Annotated in this window: 17 protein-coding genes; 11 read left to right on the top strand and 6 right to left on the bottom strand. The window is 40.4% G+C overall.

The features are described 5' to 3' along the window. Positions 1-68: 68 nt before the first annotated feature. From AC30SH_RS05965 to malQ, 5 genes are all read right to left on the bottom strand, one after another. Positions 69-398 (bottom strand): TusE/DsrC/DsvC family sulfur relay protein, encoded by a 330-nt coding sequence (locus tag AC30SH_RS05965; protein ID WP_109859058.1) that lies wholly within the window; start codon positions 396-398, stop codon positions 69-71. A gap of 84 nt (positions 399-482) precedes the next feature. Next, positions 483-1,145 (bottom strand): Bax inhibitor-1 family protein, encoded by a 663-nt coding sequence (locus AC30SH_RS05960; RefSeq protein WP_212510552.1) that lies wholly within the window; start codon positions 1,143-1,145, stop codon positions 483-485. 376 nt (positions 1,146-1,521) lie between these two features. After that, positions 1,522-3,186 carry a PTS transporter subunit IIBC gene (locus AC30SH_RS05955; protein WP_212510553.1) on the bottom strand — a complete coding sequence of 555 codons (1,665 nt, stop codon included), beginning with the start codon at positions 3,184-3,186 and terminating at the stop codon, positions 1,522-1,524. Positions 3,187-3,196: 10 nt separating this feature from the next. Further along, complete coding sequence (locus AC30SH_RS05950; RefSeq protein WP_212510554.1) at positions 3,197-3,988, bottom strand: endonuclease/exonuclease/phosphatase family protein; 792 nt, start codon at positions 3,986-3,988, stop codon at positions 3,197-3,199. Positions 3,989-3,997: 9 nt separating this feature from the next. Continuing rightward, positions 3,998-7,771 carry a 4-alpha-glucanotransferase gene (malQ, locus tag AC30SH_RS05945; RefSeq protein WP_489582266.1) on the bottom strand — a complete coding sequence of 1,258 codons (3,774 nt, stop codon included), beginning with the start codon at positions 7,769-7,771 and terminating at the stop codon, positions 3,998-4,000. A 199-nt stretch (positions 7,772-7,970) separates the two neighbouring features. On the opposite strand from malQ, the gene AC30SH_RS05940 reads away from it, so the two are divergent. Continuing rightward, the gene (locus AC30SH_RS05940) at positions 7,971-8,684 is read left to right on the top strand and encodes a UTRA domain-containing protein (protein ID WP_109859054.1); all 714 of its coding nucleotides are present in this window, start codon (positions 7,971-7,973) and stop codon (positions 8,682-8,684) included. A gap of 137 nt (positions 8,685-8,821) precedes the next feature. Here AC30SH_RS05940 and metE read toward each other — a convergent pair whose 3' ends face one another. Beyond that, positions 8,822-11,095, bottom strand: a complete 2,274-nt coding sequence (gene metE, locus AC30SH_RS05935; protein ID WP_212510556.1) for a 5-methyltetrahydropteroyltriglutamate--homocysteine S-methyltransferase — start codon at positions 11,093-11,095, stop codon at positions 8,822-8,824. A gap of 271 nt (positions 11,096-11,366) precedes the next feature. Here metE and AC30SH_RS05930 point away from each other — a divergent pair, with 271 nt between their 5' ends. The 10 genes from AC30SH_RS05930 (at position 11,367) to pyrF (ending at position 19,479) form a co-directional block, all read left to right on the top strand. Next, positions 11,367-12,299, top strand: a complete 933-nt coding sequence (locus tag AC30SH_RS05930) for a LysR family transcriptional regulator (protein ID WP_212510557.1) — start codon at positions 11,367-11,369, stop codon at positions 12,297-12,299. A 4-nt stretch (positions 12,300-12,303) separates the two neighbouring features. Next, positions 12,304-13,032, top strand: a complete 729-nt coding sequence (locus tag AC30SH_RS05925) for an AzlC family ABC transporter permease (RefSeq protein ID WP_212510558.1) — start codon at positions 12,304-12,306, stop codon at positions 13,030-13,032. Continuing rightward, a complete protein-coding gene (locus tag AC30SH_RS05920) occupies positions 13,033-13,365 on the top strand; it encodes a branched-chain amino acid transporter permease (protein ID WP_212510559.1) in 333 nt (110 codons plus the stop codon). It abuts the gene before it with no gap. A gap of 195 nt (positions 13,366-13,560) precedes the next feature. Next, entirely contained in the window at positions 13,561-14,409 is an 849-nt protein-coding gene (locus tag AC30SH_RS05915; RefSeq protein ID WP_371817619.1) for a VirK/YbjX family protein, read from the top strand. After that, positions 14,402-15,079 carry a (d)CMP kinase gene (cmk, locus tag AC30SH_RS05910; protein ID WP_109103671.1) on the top strand — a complete coding sequence of 226 codons (678 nt, stop codon included), beginning with the start codon at positions 14,402-14,404 and terminating at the stop codon, positions 15,077-15,079. The genes AC30SH_RS05915 and cmk overlap by 8 nt, the downstream gene beginning before the upstream one ends. 97 nt (positions 15,080-15,176) lie before the next feature. Continuing rightward, positions 15,177-16,823: a 30S ribosomal protein S1 gene (rpsA, locus tag AC30SH_RS05905; RefSeq protein ID WP_109103672.1), complete on the top strand. Its 1,647-nt coding sequence runs from the start codon at positions 15,177-15,179 to the stop codon at positions 16,821-16,823. A gap of 60 nt (positions 16,824-16,883) precedes the next feature. Continuing rightward, complete coding sequence (locus AC30SH_RS05900; RefSeq protein WP_109103673.1) at positions 16,884-17,168, top strand: integration host factor subunit beta; 285 nt, start codon at positions 16,884-16,886, stop codon at positions 17,166-17,168. A gap of 97 nt (positions 17,169-17,265) precedes the next feature. Continuing rightward, positions 17,266-17,562, top strand: a complete 297-nt coding sequence (locus tag AC30SH_RS05895; protein ID WP_006717608.1) for a LapA family protein — start codon at positions 17,266-17,268, stop codon at positions 17,560-17,562. After that, on the top strand, positions 17,562-18,752 hold the full coding sequence (gene lapB / locus AC30SH_RS05890; protein WP_212510561.1) for a lipopolysaccharide assembly protein LapB: 1,191 nt from the start codon (positions 17,562-17,564) through the stop codon (positions 18,750-18,752). The genes AC30SH_RS05895 and lapB overlap by 1 nt, the downstream gene beginning before the upstream one ends. A gap of 34 nt (positions 18,753-18,786) precedes the next feature. Then, positions 18,787-19,479: an orotidine-5'-phosphate decarboxylase gene (gene pyrF / locus AC30SH_RS05885; protein WP_048749596.1), complete on the top strand. Its 693-nt coding sequence runs from the start codon at positions 18,787-18,789 to the stop codon at positions 19,477-19,479. The last annotated feature ends 3 nt before the right edge of the window (positions 19,480-19,482 follow it).

Genomic DNA, 19,482 nt, shown 5'->3' with positions numbered 1-19,482 from the left:
ATAACAACATAAGTTGCGGGGTAAATTATATTCTTTTATTTTTTAAATGCAAATAATTATCAAATAAATTATAAGCATTTTGCTGGTTTGGGTAATCCGGCTAATTTTGTGGCTTGTTTTGCCGGACCGTCAGGAAACAAACGTTGTAAATAACGACTATTCCCTTTGTCTTCACCGAGTTTTTGTGCGGTAGCTTTCACCAGCATACGAATCGCCGGTGAGGTTTTGTATTCCTGATAAAACGCGCGTACAAAATGAATGATTTCCCAGTGAGCGTCAGTTAATTCCAAATTCTCTAATTTCGCAATGGCTTGCGCGACTTCAACATCCCAATCATCAATATTGAGTAAATAACCCGAAGCATCGGTTTCAATGTGTTTATTATTGACTTCAAGCATGATAATAACCTTAGTATTTATGAGGACGGATTATATAAAAACGCCCCAAAGAAGGGGCGTTGAATTTATCTATCAAATTAATAATTAATCTCTGGAAGAGAAGAAGGAAAGTAAGTTTAACAAACTGATAAACAGGTTGTAGATAGACACAAATAAGCTGACCGTTGCACGAATGTAATTGGTTTCACCGCCATGAATAATGTTACTGGTTTCATACAAAATTCCCATAGTGGAGAAAATCACGAACAACGCGCTAATTCCCACATAAAGTGCTGGGAATTGGAAGAAGAAACTCGCGACCATGCCAAGTAATAACACCACGAATAAGGCTAGAATCGTACCGGATAAGAAAGACATGTCTTTCTTCATGGTTAAGACATAAGCGGAACAAGCGAAGAAAGTGGCTGCGGTGCCCGCTAAGGCTAACACGATGGCATCCCCCAAACCTGCACTCACATAGGCATTTAAAATCGGTCCTACGGTGTAACCTAAGAAACCGGTGAAGGCAAAAGCAGATAAAATCCCTAATGCGCTATTTGCTAGGGCATTAGTTAAGAAAAGCAGCCCATAGAAACCCACAAGCATGATGATAAGCCCCGGTCTTGGTAAATTCATCGCCATGGACACATAAGCCACCACAGCGGAAAAGGCTAATGTTAACGCTAACAAGAAATAGGTGTTACGTAACACTTTGTGTGTGCTAAGCAACGATTCTTCTCTGCTGTCAACGATAATACGAGATTGCATAAAAACTCCTTTAAATTTAAAGAGAAATGAAAGGTTATAACGTTGCTGTAAGGTAAGGGCAGAGGGGAGAAAAGTCAATTATTACAAGGAAAATATTTTTTACTGATGGATGATTAAAAGTGAAAGACAGAAAAGTGCGGTTGTTTTATTTGCAATTCAGCAAAACAGATTTGTTTATTTTGAACCTGTCGGTAATCCGGCATATCAAAAATATTAAGTTTTATTCCTGACGTTTTTACATTTCAAAAATATGCTCAAAACCCACCGCACTTTCTTTTCATAAAAATAAAAAGCTGAACCTCTTTCGAGATTCAGCTTTTCTTTTGGGGTCAGATCATTTTAACCGCTCTTTTAGTTTATCTATGTTTGCATATTGTTACATTTTCGGAATTTCAACGCCTGAAGAGAGTAGGTCTTGAATATCCGATTTCAGTACATCTGCTTTTGGTCCGTAAATGGCTTGAATGCCTGTGCCTTTAACAATGAAACCCATTGCGCCTGCTTGTTTCCAAGCCGCTGCATCGCCCACTAATTCAGGATTATGCACAGTGATACGTAAACGGGTCATACAAGCATCTACCTCGGCAATATTGTTGCGTCCACCGAGAAGATTGATGATTTGCATCACTTGCGCACTGGCATTAGCGACTTTTTTCTCCTCTGCCGGGGCTTCGTCAGTGCCTTTTGCATCGTAGTTGCCGTTGCGACCGGCGGTGGCTAAGTTGAGTTTCTTAATCATGAAATTTGCAATTAAGAAGGCAGCGACCGCAAACACACCGGATACCCAAATGAAGTTGATGAGATCCATGCCGATGCCCGCTTTAATCGCCATTGGCGTACGGGTTAAAAACTCAATGTTACCGAAGGAGTGAACGCGTAAGTTCACAATATCCGCCATGGCAAATGCACAACCTTGGACGACCGCATACACAAGGTAAAGTGGTAGTGCAACGAACATAAACATATATTCGATCGGTTCTGTTACGCCGGTTAAGAACACGGCAAGGGCGGAAGAAAGGAAAATCCCTTTGTAGATGGTTTTCTTATCTGGATCAACGTTCACGTACATGGCAAGCGTAATGCCCATTAGAATACCGCTTGAACCGATCATTTGACCCACTTTAAAGCGCGCCGGTGTCACTGTTGAGAGGAGTTCGTTATATTGCGTCATATTGCCCGCGTCTTTCAGGTTGATTAAATCACTGATCCAAGCGAGCCATAACGGGTCTTGTCCGAATACTTGTTTGCCTTGTTGCATACCGGTTAAGAATTCATAGGTACCGCCCAATGAGGTGTAGTTCATCGGAATGGTGAGCATATGGTGTAAACCGAAAGGTAGTAAAAGACGTTCTAATGTACCGTAAACAAAAGGCGCAAGGATAGGCGCGGAGTCTTGAGAGTTGGCAATCCATTCACCGAAATGATTGATCCCGGTTTGTACCACTGGCCAGAACACCGCCAACACTAACGATACTAAAACGGAACGATAAATCACCACGAATGGCACAAAGCGTTTACCGTTAAAGAAAGTAAGCACTTCAGGCAGTTTGCGGAAATTGTAGTAACTATTAAAGGTGGTTGCCCCTACAAAACCGGCGATGATTCCTACGAATACCCCCATATTTAATGCAGGTTGTCCGAGGATATTCACAAAGTAGTTGGCCACCGGAATGTCGCCTGCCAAGATGGTGCTGACATGGGCATTCGGATCGGTCAACATTTCAATTTTTACGCCGAAGAAGTGACCGGTAATTAAGTTGATTAAAATAAAGGCAAGACCTGCGGCAAACGCACCGCCCGCACGCTCATTCGCCCAACTGCCGCCAATGGCTAAAGCAAATAACAAATGCAGATTGCCGATAATGCCCCAACCTATTTGCGCAATGATGTTACCCACGCGCGCCAGCCATTCGGCATCGCTAATTAACGGTAACGAGTTACCGATACTTACCATCAAACCTGCGGCAGGCATAACGGCAATTACCACCATTAAGCATTTGCCGAATTTTTGCCAAAATTCAAAACTGAGCAATTTTTTCATGTATGTTCTCCTACAATGTAAGATCGACTTCCAAACCGAAATGGTCGGAAACTACCGGTTTATTTTTGCCATTAAAAACCACCTGACTCGATAAAACCCTTTTTGCTTGATTTAAAAAAATATAGTCTAATCGTTTTTCTTCACTGTGGCCTTTCCAGCCATCAATCGCTTTCTCAACGGTGATCCCGCTATCTTTCTGTTCCGCAATCTCAAAAGTATCAAGTAAACCGAGAGATTTAATTTTCTGATAAGCGTTTGGATCGCTGATTGCATCTGTATTGAAATCACCCATCAAAATTTTAAGATTTCGGCTTTGGCTGCGCTCCACGATATTGCGAATGTTGTCCAGTTGATTTTCACCCGCGCAATTCGGCAAGTTGATATGGCAGGAATAACAATCTACAAGTTGGCCTTGATATTCCACGGTTAAGCCAAGAATTTTGCGCGAGAGGATAGAATTGAGGCGCTGATGTTGGCTGCAATAAAAAGCATCCACTTCATAAACCGACAAGCGGGTTAAAAAGGCGATGCCTTCGTCATATTTATCGTAGCCAATATGCGAATTGCTCCAAAACAGCGAATATTTTTGCGTCGCCCGTTGATTGATTTTATTCAGCAACACAACGCCATAGTTGTCTTGCTTTAATGCTTGTGAAATCGCAGGTGCTGACATTAATTGGTTCACCTCTTGTAGGGCAACGATGTCGTAGCCCTTTTCAACAATGGTGTCGGCAATAATGTCGATTTTTTCCGCTTGGTTATCTTCCAACCAAGCGTGTACGTTGAGGGTGAGTAGTTTCATACGTTCCCTTTAATCCTCACAATGCCAGATATCGGTATTATATTGTGCAATGGTGCGATCCGATGAGAAGAAACCGGCTTTGGCGATGTTATGAATCACTTTTTTGTTCCAGCTATCTTGATCTTCATAATCCGCCAAAATCTGTTCTTTCGCTGTGACATAAGCATCAAAGTCAATTAAGGTCATAAACCAGTCTTTATTGAGCAACTCATCATGCAGGCGTTTTAAACGCTCTTCATTACCCAGTTTCACCAGCGTAGAATCAAGGATAAAATCGACCGCTCTTTTAATGTGCTTATCCTTTTTATAGTAATCTTTTGAAACATAACCGGCGGTTTCATACAGTTTAATAATGCTTTCCGAATCTTTACCGAAGGTGTAAATGTTTTTCGCACCGGCTAGTTCGGCAATTTCTACGTTCGCACCGTCCATCGTGCCCAAGGTTAATGCGCCATTCAGCATAAATTTCATATTGCCCGTTCCGGAAGCTTCTTTTGAGGCAAGGGAAATTTGCTCTGAAATATCCGTTGCCGGAATCAATTTTTCCGCCACGCTAACATTGTAGTTTTCCACTAAATAGACGTTTAAATACTGATTCACATCCTGATCATTATTGATTAACTCAGACAAGCAAAGAATTAAATGAATAATATCTTGTGCAATCACATAAGCCGGTGCGGCTTTCCCACCAAAAATCACGGTAATTTTACGTTTCGGCAGTTTGCCTGCTTTGATTTCAAGGTATTTATGAATCACATAAAGTGCATTCATTTGTTGGCGTTTATATTCGTGGAAACGCTTAATTTGCGTATCGATAATGGAATTTTCATCCAATTCAATGCCTTTATTTTCTTTAAGATAAGTCTTCAGAGCTAATTTATTCCGGAATTTAATTTCAGCTAATTTTTGATGTACTTTTTTGTCATCTTTAAAGGCAAGCAGTTTTTCCAATTGAGTTGCATCATGTAAGTACTCATCGCCGATAAGTTGTTTAATATAAGCGGATAACGCTTGGTTAGAAAATTCTAACCAACGACGGAAGGTGATTCCGTTAGTTTTATTATTAAACTTCTCGGGATAAATTTCATAAAACGCTTTGAGTTCGGAATTTTTCAAAATCTCCGTGTGCAATGCCGCGACACCGTTTACAGAGTTTGAAAAATGAATATCCATATGCGCCATATGGACGCGTTTTTGCTTATCAATAATTTGTACATCAGGATTTGAATATTCTTTCTGCACTAATTTATTTAGTTTTTTGATGATCTTCACTAAATGTGGAACTACTTCTTCTAAATAAGCTAAAGGCCATTTTTCTAAGGCTTCAGCAAGAATCGTATGGTTTGTGTAACCCACCATATTGCGCACGATTTCTACCGCTTCTGCAAATTTAATACGATGTTTTTCCGTTAATAAGCGAATCAATTCCGGAATCACCATGGATGGGTGGGTGTCATTAATTTGCACATAGGCATAATCGGCTAAATCATGTAAATTACTGCCACGTTCAATGGCTTCATCAATTAATAACTGTGCCGCATTGGAGACCATAAAATATTGCTGATAAATACGTAATAATTCACCGTTTTTATCGGAGTCATCCGGATAAAGGAATAAAGTCAGATTTTCTTTGATTTTTGTTTTATCAAAGGTGATACCTTTTTTAATCAATTTATGATTAATTGATTCAATATCAAATAAGTTGAGATAATTTTTGGTGTCTTTTTTGTAACCAAGAATATCAATGCGATCTAATTTAGAGGTTAACGTGAAGTCTTTAAATGGTACTTCATAACGGATATTTGTCGGGATTAACCAAGACTCTTTTTCAATCCAATCATTTGGTTCTGCATGTTGCTCATTGTTTTTAAAGACTTGTTTAAACAAACCGCAATGGTAATTCAAGCCTACACCTTCCGCATTTAGCCCGAGTGTGGACATGGAATCAATAAAACAGGACGCTAAACGACCTAATCCGCCGTTCCCTAAAGACGGTTCCGGCTCAATATCTTCAATATGGCTGAGTGATTTTCCTGCCTGCGCCAATTCATCTTTGATTTCTTGATATACGCCAAGATTGATTAAATTGTTAGACAGCAATTTGCCAATCAAAAACTCTGCAGAAATATAGTAGACCTTACGTTTAGCCGTATTTTTTTCCTTATTCGCAGCAAGGGTTTTAACATAGTTTAATAACTGTACGTAAATCGCGTGATCACTTAACTTTTCAAGTTTTTTGTTTGTTGTTTGCTGTACAAATTCACTAAATTTAATCATTCTTTTTTCCTTATTGGCGCGTCCATATAACGTGGTTATTTGGGTTAAGAAATCTTTTTTGGCGTTGGTTAAATCACTTTCTTGCATTCGCCACTCCCAGTTTCCACCTATAGTAGAAGGAATATTCATTCTTGAGCTGGCAGGTAAATCTAAAATATCTTGCATGGTGGCAATCGCCGTATTACTTACGGTAGCAAATAATTGTCGAATCATTGCCTGACAAACAGATTCATTTGCAGCACGATGGGTATAAGCATTGATATATTGTTGCTGTTTCGACGTTAATCCGTCATACCAACCGTTTGTGACATCATTGTCATGTGTGCCGGTATAGGCGATACAATGCGGAATGCAATAATGTGAGCTATCCAGGCTTTCACCACTCACATCTTCAAAACCAAATTGCAAAATTTTCATGCCGGGATAACCGCAATCAACCAGTAATTTCTTCGCTTTTTCATCAATATTGCCGAGATCTTCAGCGATAATCGGCAAATCGCCTAGCTGTGCTTTTACCGCTTTAAACAAATCATATCCCGGGCCGGGTTGCCAGCTACCGTATTTTGCAATGTCTGCTTTGCCATCCACTTGCCAATAATCGGAGAAACCTTTGAAATGATCGATACGAAGTACATCGTAAATTTTAAAGCTTTCCTCAATACGATGAATCCACCAAGCATAGCCTTGTTTCTTATGTTCAGCCCAGTCATAAAGCGGATTGCCCCAAAGCTGTCCGGTGGCGCTAAACTGATCGGCAGGAACACCGGCAACGAAAAGCGGATTGCGTTCTTTATCTAATTGAAAGAGTTCCGGCATAGTCCATACTTCGACGCTATCCGCCGCCACATAAATCGGCATATCGCCGATAATTTTAATTCCTCTTTGATTAGCGTAATTTTTTAATGCCAACCATTGTTGGAAAAAGAAATATTGCGTTACTTTGAAATACTGAATTTGCTCTTTCAGCATCGTACGGTATTTCCCAAGTGCTTTGGGTTGACGGGCAACAACCTGTTTATCTTCCCATTCTTGTAGGGCCTTATTGCCGAAATGCTCTTTGATTGCCATAAATTCCGCATAGTCTTCCAACCAAGTGCGGTTGTTTTTTTCAAAGTTTTTGAAGTCTGCTTGGTGTTTTTTATCGGCAAGGAAATGTTTGACTGCGATTTCTAAGATCGGGCGGCGTGCATAAAAAATGCGCTCGTAATCTACTTTTGTCGGATCATTGCCAAAATTAACCGAAGCATAATCCGTTTCTTGCAATAAACCCATTTGGGTGAGTAAAGCAAAATCAATTAAATGTGTGTTACCTGCAATCGCAGAGAAGGATTGATAGGGGGAATCACCGTAGCTGGTGGTGGTTAATGGAAGGATTTGCCAATAGGTTTGTTTCGTTTCAACTAAAAAATCTACAAAATCATAGGCAGATTGCCCAAAGCTACCAATTCCAAATGCATTGGGTAATGAGGTAATGTGCATTAAAACACCACTTGACCGAGTAAGCATAATTTTTTCCTTCAGAAGTAAAAGTTGTAGAGATTCTAATCTAAATTTTATTTTACGCAATAACTTTTACGTAAAAGTTTAAACATTAACGTAAAAGCGTGATTTTGATCACAAAAATTATACGTATAAGAAGAAAGGTTTGTGTTATTCTATTGAATATTTGAATTGAGGGAATAAAAGTCAAAAATGGAGTGGAAAAGTGAGTAAATACAAAGCGGTTTATAATGATATAAAAAGAAAAATAACCGATGGAATTTTATCTCCCAAGCAAGAATTACCCAGTGAAAGTGAGCTTATGCAAGAATATGGTTTTTCTAAAGACACTATTCGCAAAGCTCTTTCTCTGCTCGAAATGGACGGTTACATTCAGAAACAACAGGGGCGAACTTCTATTGTTCTCGAGCATAATTTATCAACGCCTCAACAGCTTTCCGAAATCAAAACCGTTGGAGAGCTGAATCGCCCTTTAACCCATCAAGTGAAAACAACCTTGACCAGCTTGTATATTGTGCAAGGGGAAGAGGAATTAATGCAGATCTTTAACGTAAATGATCAAATTGATTTTTACCGTATAGGTCGTGTTCGTGAAATTGACGGGGAGGCGGTGGAATATGAAGTTTCTTATTTTGATCGTCGTATTGTTCCTTTTATTAATCGTGAGATTGCGGAACACTCCATTTATCACTATTTAGAAAGTGAACTAGGTCTAAAAATTAGTTATTCACAGCGTGAAATTGCGTTTCGTTATGCCAATGAAGAAGAAAAAAGTACTATGGATCTCGGTGAATATAATATGGTAGTGAATGTTACCAGCACCACTTATTTAGCCGACGGACGTCTATTTCAGTACGGTAGCATTAGTTATCGCCCTGATAAAATTACCTTTGCTTCCACAGCTAAGCGACATGTTTAAAAAAAGAGCACTTTTCCGTATTTTGTTGAATAAAACTCTTTTAAAAAAAACCGCACTTTTCTCTTCCGTAAAACAAAAAAGCTGAACCTCTCTCGAGATTCAGCTTTTCTTTTTACCTGTGAACAATTATCTGTGAATTAGGCTAATTCTGCACGTAATTTCTTCGTGACATCTACCATCACTTTTAATGCGGCGATGGTTTCCGGCCAGCCACGGGTTTTTAGGCCGCAGTCTGGGTTGACCCATAAGCGTTCTTTTGGTACCACTTGCAACGCTTTGCGAAGAAGATGTTCAATTTCTTCTGCGGTCGGCACACGTGGGCTGTGGATGTCGTACACGCCCGGGCCGATGTCGTTCGGGTATTTGAAATCACCGAATGCGGTAAGCAATTCCATGTCGGAACGGGAGGTTTCGATGGTGATCACGTCGGCATCCAGGGCGGCAATAGCCGGTAGAATGTCGTTAAATTCGGAATAACACATGTGTGTGTGAATTTGCGTATCATCTTTACAACCCATTGAACTTAAACGGAAAGCTTCGCCTGCCCATTGTAAATAAGCATCCCAATCGGCACGTTTGAGCGGTAAGCCTTCGCGGATAGCGGGTTCGTCAATTTGGATGACTTTGATGCCTGCTTTTTCTAAATCTAACACTTCATCAGAAAGCGCTACGGCAATTTGTTTACACACCGTGGAACGTGGAATGTCGTTACGCACGAAAGACCATTGTAAAATCGTTACCGGGCCGGTCAACATGCCTTTCATCACTTTGTTGGTGAGGCTTTGGGCATATTGCGACCAACGCACGGTCATCGGTTCCGGGCGGGTCACATCACCGTAAATGACCGGTGGTTTTACGCAGCGGGAACCGTAACTTTGTACCCAACCGAATTTGGTGAACGCAAATCCATCAAGCAATTCGCCGAAGTATTCCACCATGTCGTTACGTTCCGCTTCGCCATGCACTAACACGTCTAAATCCAATTTTTCTTGTTCACGTACCACAAATTCAATTTCTTTTTTCATTGCCGTTTCGTAATCCGCCAAGCTGAGATCACCTTTTTTGAAGGCGGCACGGGCATGACGAATTTCCGTGGTTTGCGGGAAGGAACCAATATTGGTGGTTGGCAGCAACGGTAGATTTAACCACGCATTTTGTAATTTAATCCGTTCTGCAAATGGCGATTTACGTTGATCGGCATTTTTCGGCAGATTTGCCAAACGTTCCGCCACACAAGTGCGGTGGATTTCACGAGAGTTTTTACGCGCATCAGCTGCCGTTTGGCTAGCATCAAGATCAGCTTGCACAGCTGCTCTGCCTTGCTCAAGTGCGGTTTTAATGACGCGTAATTCTTGAATTTTTTGTAAGGTGAACGCCAACCATTGATAAAGCTCCGGCTTGTTGGCTTGCAGTTGGGTTTCCACCGCTAAATCATAAGGCGTATGGAGTAGGGAACAGCTTGGCGCAATCCATAAACGTTCGCCTAATTTTGCTTTTAATGGTTCAACCACATCTAACACTTGGTTTAAGTTCGCACGCCAAATGTTACGACCGTCAATCACGCCTACGGAAAGGATTTTGTCGTAATCGGCAAAGGCGGAGAGTTGTTCCGGTGCACGCACCAAATCAATATGGAGACCGGCTACCGGTAAGGATTTCAATAAATCCGCATGTTCCGCCACGGAACCGAAATACGTGGCAAGCAAGAGTTTGGCATTAACTTGCGCAGCAAAACTGGCATAAACTGCTTTATAAGCGGCAATCCATTCTTCCGGTAAATCTAAGGTTAAAGCAGGCTCATCAATTTGAATGTATTCCACGCCTTCAGCGGTTAACGCGTTTAAGATGTCCACATAAACCGGCACGAGTTTGTTTAACAAATCGAAACGATTAAATGCGGCACCTTTTTCTTTCCCTAACCAAAGGAAGGTTAATGGACCAACAATGGTGGGTTTTACCTTGTGACCAAGGGCTTTAGCTTCGCGGATTTGTTGCACATAGTGCGCCGGGTTGGCTTTAAATTGGGTGTCCTTGTGGAATTCCGGCACGAGATAGTGGTAGTTGGTATCGAACCATTTGGTCATTTCAATGGCGAATTGTGTTTTGTTGCCACGCGCCAATTGGAAATATTGATCTAAGGTTAAGTTTTGGCTGTCGAAACCAAAGCGTGCAGGAATGGCGCCTGTTGCCACTTGCAAATCTAAAATATGATCGTAGAAAGTGAAATCAGCAACCGCCACAAAATCCGCATTCGCATTAGCTTGATGTTGCCAGTTAATTTCGCGTAATTTTTTTGCAATGTCTAATAAATCAGCTTCAGCGATTTCACCGCGCCAGTAACGTTCTTGGGCAAATTTAAGTTCACGTTTTGCCCCTACGCGTGGGAAACCCGATAAATGAAATGTTGTCATCATAATTCCTTGTTTTGTGTTAAATGATTTAGACGGCTAAACGTCTGTACGAGGCTAGAATGACGGAATCAAGTTCATTATGCAAATTAATAATTTTCTGAAAGTTGATGAAAATTTTTAATAATCTTGTGATTCATGGCGTTAATATATGTGCCAAGCAAAAAATACAGTGAAAACGCACCGCACTTTTCTCCCAGGTAACATTAAAGTACAGGGCATTTTCGTGTATTATAGGGTTTCATCATTTTTCTCATAAGTATGAATCTTTCTCATGAAACCAATCTTCCTTGAACTCAGACATTTAAAAACCTTGTTAGCCCTAAAAGAAACCGGCAGCGTTTCGTTGGCGGCCAAACGGGTTTATCTCACCCAGTCAGCCTTGTCCCACCAAATTAAATTATTAGAAGATCAATACGGCTTGCCGTTATTTGAACGTAAAACCCAACCCTTGCATTTCACTGCCGCAGGGGAGCGCTTGATTCAGCTTGCTAACGAAATCATGCCGAAAGTGATTGAAGCAGAACGCGATCTGGCACGTGTAAAACAAGGTGATGCGGGGGAATTACGCATTGCGGTGGAGTGCCATACTTGTTTTGATTGGTTGATGCCGGCAATGGATTCTTTCCGTAAACATTGGCCGCTGGTAGAACTGGATATTGTGTCCGGTTTCCACACGGATGCGGTTGGCTTGTTATTAAGTCATCGTGCCGATTGGGCGGTGGTGCAAGAAGTGGAAGAAAATCCGGGCATTGTGTATAAGCCGTTGTTTTCCTATGAAATGGTAGGGCTATGTGCGAAAGATCACCCACTTGCCGCGAAGGATATTTGGCAAGCGGAAGATTTTATCGATCAAACGTTGATTACTTATCCGGTACCGGATGATATGTTGGATTTGCTGCGTAAAGTGTTGCATCCGAAAGGCATTAATCCGACCCGTCGAACCAGTGAGCTCACCATTGCCATTATTCAACTGGTGGCAAGTAAACGTGGCGTCGCCGCATTGCCGTTTTGGGCAGCGAAACCTTATTTGGATCGGGGTTATATTGTGGCGCGCAAAATTACCGACCAAGGTTTGCACAGCAATTTATACGCGGCTTTTCGTGAAGCGGATGCACAAGTTGCTTTCGTGGATGATTTCTATGAAACCGTGAAAGCACAAAGCTTTTCAACCTTACCTGAACTATCTGTATTAGACGAGAATTAGTTGTATGTCTGATGTTAAGACAACGCCTCATCCTATTTTTGCCGCAGCCAAAGCGGCATTGCCGTATAGCGCACCGATGATTGCCGGTTTTTTATTCCTCGGTATAGCCTACGGCATTTATATGAAAGCCCTTGGATTTTGCGTGTGGTACCCATTTTTAATGGCATTGTTGATTTATGGCGGTTCTGTCGAGTTTATTATTGCCGGTGCGCTCACCTTGTCTTTTGCGCCCCTCAATGCTTTGCTGATTACCTTGATGGTTAGCGGACGGCAAATTTTTTACAGTATTTCCATGTTGGAAAAATACGGTAAATTTTTAGGTAAAAAGCGCCCGTATCTTATCGCAACGTTAGTCGATGAATCTTTTTCTCTTAATTATATGGCAAAAATCCCACCGCACTTGGATCGTGGCTGGTATCTGTTTTTTGTCAGCTTTTACCTGCATATGTATTGGGTGGTCGGGGCGGTCTTGGGCAACCTGTTTGGCAATATCATTCCATTTAATTTGAAAGGGATAGAATTTGCAATGACTGCGTTGTTTCTCGTGATTTTTGCGGAAAATTGGACGAAAGAAAAATCTCACGAAAGTTCCTTGTTAGGCCTGGCGATTGCATTTATTTCACTGCTAATTTTTGGTCATGACTATTTCTTATTGCCAACCCTGATAGGCATTTGGATGGTCTTAACATTCCGTCGTCCGAAACTGACCACGAAATTAGAGAGGGTGCAATAAATGAGCTTGATGGAACAAATCCTCACTATTGCAATTGCCGTATTGGCCGTGCAAATTACGCGTTGGCTGCCGTTTTGGATTTTCCCAGCCAACCGTCCGATTCCTGAATATATTCGTTATTTAGGGCGAGTGTTGCCTGCGGCGATGTTTGGCATGCTGGTGGTCTATTGCTATAAAAATATTGATGTATTGAGCGGTTTTCATGGCTTACCTGAGTTTATTGCAGGCGCAGTGGTGCTGGTATTGCATTTTTGGAAACGGAATATGTTTTTGTCCATTGCCACCGGTACTTTATTGTATATGTTCTTAGTGCAACAGGTTTTTGTTGCATAAAATACCCGTGAAAATGACCGCACTTTTTCTCTTCGAAAAGGTAAAACTATAAAGTGCGGTCGTTTTTTTCTACGTTTTTACAGCCTATCGGCGCATTTAAAAGCAACCGCCTTTTTGCTATAATTTTACACTTAATTTATTGAATTCTTTTTGAGGTTTGTGGTGACGAAATTCCATTTTCCAACATTTCATGAAATGTTTCCCGTAGAAAAACGCAAATTAAAATTGTTGCGGGAATGGCTACGTTATCGGGCGCGCCGTTTGGTTTTTGCAGTGCAATGTCAGGCGTTAGTCGATTTTATTCATGAAAATCCCTTGTGGCAGCCGGTTTTTGCTCAGTATCCTTATCGTGTAAATACGCTATTAAGCCAGTACTGTGATAAACACTTTAATGCGACACAGCGTTTAGACGCTATTAAGACCAATTTTGCCATGGCGGAAAAACACTTTGGTGTGTCGTTATGCGAGACATTAATCTCACAACAGCCGGTACTGTTGGCACAGTTAACGGATGAATTGACATTAAATTTAACGCTCAACCATATCGATCCTTATGAAGGCTTTTTTGCTATCGCTTTAACCGATGCTAATCAACGTACGATTTATTCTGCCAGCTTTACGTTTTTAGCGGATAACCGTTTATTGATCGCCTCAATTCAAGGGCCAAAGGGCGATGAAGCACAGGATTTAGTGCGTCAGGCGACAAAATTGCTACATGGTGTGCGCCCGATGTTTATGTTGGTGAATGCGTTTAAAATTTTTGCGGAGACGTTGAATTGTCGTTTGGAAGGCATTCCGCATAAACGTCAGGCAAAATATCGCTGGAATGATTCGGCAAAATTATTGTTTAACTACGATGAATTTTGGCAGGAAAACGAGGGGCATTTGGCGGAAAATTATTGGCAAATTCCGACCGCACTTGAGCGTCGTCCTTTAGAAGACATTCAAAGTAAAAAACGTTCTATGTATCGCAAACGTTATGACATGTTTGACAAGATGACGGTTGAGATTCAATCCCTTTTGACAGAGAAAAATCATGAATAAAATTATTACAGTAGACGGACCAAGTGGTGCCGGTAAAGGCACTTTATGTTACGCATTGGCAGAAAAACTAGGTTTTGCGTTGTTGGATTCCGGCGCAATTTATCGCGTGACAGCATTAGCCGCATTAAAACGAAATGCTGATTTAACCAATGAAACGGCATTGGCTGACCTTGCTCGTCATTTGGATATTCAATTTGTGCCGAAAAATGGCGAAGTGAATGTATTATTAGGTGGCATGGATGTCAGTCATTTAATCCGTACGCAAGAAGTGGCGGATGCCGCATCAAAAGTTGCTGTTTTCCCGCAAGTTCGTGCGGCATTATTACAACTTCAGCAGGATTTCGCCAAAAATGACGGTTTAATTGCGGATGGTCGTGATATGGGAACGGTGGTGTTTCCTGATGCGCAAGTGAAATTATTTTTAGATGCGAGTGCGGAAGAACGTGCAAAAAGACGCTATAACCAGTTGCAAAATAAGGGGATTAGTGGTAACTTTGCACAGATTTTAGCCGAGATAAAAGAGCGTGATTTGCGCGATAGAAATCGAGCAGTCGCCCCTTTAAAACCCGCTGATGATGCGTTTTTACTTGACAGCACGACATTGAGTATCGATGAAGTGATTGGTCAGGCCTTAGACTATATTCAGCAGCGTATTGGTATTAAAGCTTAAATTTTTACGGTTTATTCAAGGATGGATAAACTTTGTTATCAGCCCCACTTTTTATGGATTAGAAGTGGACGTTATTTACTTAAATTGAAGATTAATTATGACAGAATCTTTTGCTCAACTTTTTGAAGAATCATTAAAAGACCTTGAAACCCGTCAAGGTGCAGTTGTTAAAGGTACCATCGTTGCTATCCAAAAAGGCTTCGTACTTGTAGATACCGGTTCTAAATCCGAGTCTGCAATTCCTTCCGAAGAATTTTTAAATGCACAAGGTGAATTGGAAGTTCAAGTTGGTGATGTTGTTGATGTTGTGCTTAAAGCTGTGGATGATGGTTTCGGTGAAACTGTTGCCTCCCGTGCTGATGCAAAACGCAACGAAGCTTGGATTGTATTGGAAAAAGCTTACGACGAACAAGCAACTGTACTTGGTTTAGTTAACGGTAAAGTGAAAGGCGGCTTCACAGTTGAGTTAAACGGTGTTCGCGCATTCTTACCGGGTTCATTAGTTGATACCCGCCCAGTTCGTGATGCAGATCACTTACTTGGTAAAGAATTAGAATTCAAAGTAATCAAACTTGATCAAAAACGTAACAATGTTGTTGTTTCCCGTCGTGCAGTAATCGAATCTGAAAGCAGCCAAGATCGTGAAGAAGTATTAGCGAACTTGTCTGAAGGTGCAGAAGTTAAAGGTACTGTTAAGAACTTAACTGACTACGGTGCATTCGTTGATTTAGGCGGTGTTGACGGTTTATTACATATTACCGATATGGCTTGGAAACGTGTTAAACACCCAAGCGAAATCGTTAATGTTGGTGATGAAATCACCGTTAAAGTATTGAAATTCGATAAAGATCGTACTCGTGTATCTTTAGGCTTAAAACAATTAGGTCAAGATCCTTGGGCTGCAATCGCTGAAAATCACCCAGTAAACAGCAAATTAACCGGTAAAGTAACTAACTTAACTGACTACGGTTGTTTCGTTGAAATTTTAGACGGTGTTGAAGGTTTAGTTCACGTTTCTGAAATGGATTGGACTAACAAAAATATTCACCCATCTAAAGTGGTTAGCTTAGGTGATGTAGTTGAAGTGATGGTATTAGAAATCGATGAAGAACGTCGTCGTATTTCTTTAGGCTTAAAACAATGCAAAGCAAATCCATGGGCTCAATTCGCTGAAACTCACAACAAAGGTGACAAAGTTGTTGGTAAAATCAAATCTATCACTGACTTTGGTATCTTCATCGGTTTAGATGGCGGTATTGACGGCTTAGTTCATTTATCTGACATTTCTTGGAATGTTCAAGGTGAAGAAGCTGTACGTAATTACAAAAAAGGTGATGAAGTTGCCGCAGTTGTATTACAAGTCGATGCAGTGAAAGAGCGTATTTCTTTAGGTATCAAACAACTTGAAGAAGATCCATTCAATAACTTCGTTGCTATCAACAAAAAAGGCACTGTATTAAACGCTAAAGTTGTTGAAGCTGATGCGAAAGGCGCTAAAGTTGAATTAGACGGTGGTGTGGAAGGTTACATCCGCGCAGCAGATTTAACGAATGAAGTTGCTGCAGGCGATGTAATTGAAGCAAAATACACTGGTGTAGATCGTAAAGCTCGTATTGTTCACTTATCTGTTCGTGCGAAAGATCAAGCTGAAGAAGCGGCAGCCGTTGCAACCGTGAATAAGCAAGAAGATGTTGCTATTCCAAATGCAATGGCTGAAGCTTTCAAAGCAGCAAAAGGTGAATAATTCGCTTTGTTAATAAAATCGGCATAGCAATATGCCGGTTTAAAGAGTTAGGAGAATAGTATGACTAAATCAGAGCTGATTGAACTTTTAGTACAGAAAAATCACAGTGTACCTGTTAAATCTGTGGAAGAAGCAGTAAAAGCGATTTTAGAACAAATGTCATATGTATTAGAAAGTGGTGAACGTATCGAAGTACGTGGATTCGGTAGTTTTTCTTTGCATTGTCGCCAACCTCGTTTAGGTCGTAATCCTAAAACCGGTGAACAAGTAAAATTAGATGCAAAATGTGTACCTTACTTTAAAGCAGGGAAAGAGCTAAGAGAACGCGTTGATGTTTACGCATAATTTATTTGACTAACTTTTTATAACGGCACTTTTAAGTGTCGTTTTTTATGCTCATTTTTGGCATAATGAAGGCAACTTTATTTTAAGGAGAAAGAAAATGATTAAATATATTTTCGGATTAATCATCGTGTTAGCTATTGTGCTGGTTGCTGTCACCGTAGGTGCAAATAATGATCAAGTGATCACCTTCAATTATATTGTCGCACAAAGTCAATTCCAACTTTCTACCTTGGTTGCTATTTTATTCGGCTTGGGGCTTATCCTTGGTTGGTTTATTACCGGTTTTTTCTACATCAAACTAAAACTTAAAAATATTGCATTAAATCGTCAGATTAAACGACAAACTCTGCAAATTAATGAATTAACAAATAGCAGAGATAAGGTTTCTCAATAATGCTTGAATTGCTTTTCCTTCTTTTACCTATTGCTGCCGCTTATGGCTGGTATATGGGGCATCGTAGTGCTAAAAGGGATCAGGAGGACATAAGTAATAAACTTTCCCGTGATTATGTAACTGGGGTTAATTTCTTACTAGCTAATCAAACAGATAAAGCAGTTGATTTATTTTTGGATATGCTCCAAAAACAAGAAAGTGAAAATGAAATTAATAGTTCATCACAATTTGAGGCCGAATTAACATTAGGAAATCTTTTTCGTTCGAGAGGTGAGGTGGATCGTGCATTACGAATTCATCAAGCATTAGATAATAGCCCACATTATACCTTTGAACAAAAATTGCTTGCTAAACAACAACTTGCAAAAGATTTTATGGCAGTAGGTTTTTTTGATCGTGCTGAACATCTTTATATTTTAATGGTTGATGAGCCCGAATTTGCCGAGGCGGCATTACAACAGCTGGCGATTATTTATCAAAAAACGAAAGAATGGAAAAAAGCCATTAATGTTGCTGAAAAGCTTGCAAAAATCTCTCCTAAAAAAAATCATATCGAATTGGCACACTATTATTGTGAATACGTGCGCAATTTACCCCAAGATAGCAAAGAAAATCCTCAACAGATTTTATCACAAGCTTTAAAGGTTTCTCCTAGTTGTGCTAGGGCATCCATAATGCTTGCTGATTTAGCGATTAAACAAGAAAACTATAAAAGTGCGGTCGATATTTTAGAAAATATTTTGACACAAAATTCTGATTATATAGGTGAAGTTTTAAATACCTTGAAATTCTGCTACCAAAAATTAAATCAGTTAGATAATTTTGAGTTATTTCTCATCAAAGCCAATCAAAAAAATCATAATAGTGCAGTATCCTTGATGTTAGCTGATCTTATTGAAGAAAAAGATGGGCTTGCTGCGGCACAACTTAAGCTTTACCAACAACTTCAACAAAATCCGGCTACGCCTATTTTTCACCGCTTTATTCAATATCAAATTGATGATGCGGAAAATGGAAGAGGGAAGGATAGTTTAATTTTGCTACATAAAATGGTGGGAGAGCGCATTAAACAAACTTTTGATTATCGTTGTAGTAATTGCGGTTATCAAACCCATAAATTAATTTGGTGTTGTCCCTCTTGTCGTCAGTGGGAAACGATTAAACCGGTTAGCGCGATTGAACATGATTAAGCCGCTAACATTGCTTATCTGTAAGGAGAAAACTATGACAAATAAAGTCATCATCGCATTAGATTATGAAAAAGAAGCCGATGCTTTAGCGTTAGTTGATCAGCTTGACCCACAAAATTGTCGTTTAAAAGTCGGGAAAGAAATGTTTACCACTCTTGGAACAAATTTTGTGAAGCAATTACATTCGCGTAATTTTGATGTTTTCCTTGATTTGAAATTTCATGATATTCCGAATACCGTGGCAAGAGCGGTACGTTCTGCGGCTGATTTAGGTGTTTGGATGGTGGATTTACATGCGAGCGGTGGTTTGCGTATGATGGAGGAAGCGAAAAAAATTCTTGAGCCTTATGGAAAAGATGCGCCATTATTAATTGGGGTGACCGTGTTAACGAGTATGGAAGATTTGGATTTATTGCAAATTGGCATTAATGCCTCTCCAATGGAACAGGTGATTCGTCTAGCGCATTTGACCCAACGTGCAGGTTTAGATGGCGTGGTATGTTCTCCGCAGGAAGTGGAAATTTTACGTCGTAACTGTGGTGAAAACTTCTTGCTTGTAACACCGGGCATTCGTCCGATTGGCGCCGATTTTGGTGATCAACGCCGTGTGATGACACCAGCTGCTGCTATTCGTTCAGGTTCTGATTATTTGGTCATTGGACGTCCAATTACGCAGGCTGAAAATCCGGCAGAGGTATTGAAAGCGATTAACGCTTCTATCGCGTAATTT

The organism is Aggregatibacter sp. HK296 (assembly GCF_980469475.1).
The sequence above is the reverse complement of the archived record's forward strand: the minus strand, read 5'-3'. Positions and strand labels throughout refer to the sequence as shown.

Excerpts from the sequence above, each read along its gene's own strand:
- AC30SH_RS05955 (WP_212510553.1), bottom strand. The coding sequence starts at position 3,186 with ATGAAAAAATTGCTCAGTTTTGAATTTTGGCAAAAATTCGGCAAATGC.
- rpsA (WP_109103672.1), top strand. The coding sequence starts at position 15,177 with ATGACAGAATCTTTTGCTCAACTTTTTGAAGAATCATTAAAAGACCTT.
- AC30SH_RS05900 (WP_109103673.1), top strand. The coding sequence starts at position 16,884 with ATGACTAAATCAGAGCTGATTGAACTTTTAGTACAGAAAAATCACAGT.
- AC30SH_RS05960 (WP_212510552.1), bottom strand. The coding sequence starts at position 1,145 with ATGCAATCTCGTATTATCGTTGACAGCAGAGAAGAATCGTTGCTTAGC.
- malQ (WP_489582266.1), bottom strand. The coding sequence starts at position 7,771 with ATGCTTACTCGGTCAAGTGGTGTTTTAATGCACATTACCTCATTACCC.
- AC30SH_RS05915 (WP_371817619.1), top strand. The coding sequence starts at position 13,561 with ATGTTTCCCGTAGAAAAACGCAAATTAAAATTGTTGCGGGAATGGCTA.
- lapB (WP_212510561.1), top strand. The coding sequence starts at position 17,562 with ATGCTTGAATTGCTTTTCCTTCTTTTACCTATTGCTGCCGCTTATGGC.
- cmk (WP_109103671.1), top strand. The coding sequence starts at position 14,402 with ATGAATAAAATTATTACAGTAGACGGACCAAGTGGTGCCGGTAAAGGC.
- AC30SH_RS05925 (WP_212510558.1), top strand. The coding sequence starts at position 12,304 with ATGTCTGATGTTAAGACAACGCCTCATCCTATTTTTGCCGCAGCCAAA.
- metE (WP_212510556.1), bottom strand. The coding sequence starts at position 11,095 with ATGACAACATTTCATTTATCGGGTTTCCCACGCGTAGGGGCAAAACGT.
- AC30SH_RS05895 (WP_006717608.1), top strand. The coding sequence starts at position 17,266 with ATGATTAAATATATTTTCGGATTAATCATCGTGTTAGCTATTGTGCTG.
- AC30SH_RS05950 (WP_212510554.1), bottom strand. The coding sequence starts at position 3,988 with ATGAAACTACTCACCCTCAACGTACACGCTTGGTTGGAAGATAACCAA.
- pyrF (WP_048749596.1), top strand. The coding sequence starts at position 18,787 with ATGACAAATAAAGTCATCATCGCATTAGATTATGAAAAAGAAGCCGAT.
- AC30SH_RS05965 (WP_109859058.1), bottom strand. The coding sequence starts at position 398 with ATGCTTGAAGTCAATAATAAACACATTGAAACCGATGCTTCGGGTTAT.
- AC30SH_RS05920 (WP_212510559.1), top strand. The coding sequence starts at position 13,033 with ATGAGCTTGATGGAACAAATCCTCACTATTGCAATTGCCGTATTGGCC.
- AC30SH_RS05930 (WP_212510557.1), top strand. The coding sequence starts at position 11,367 with ATGAAACCAATCTTCCTTGAACTCAGACATTTAAAAACCTTGTTAGCC.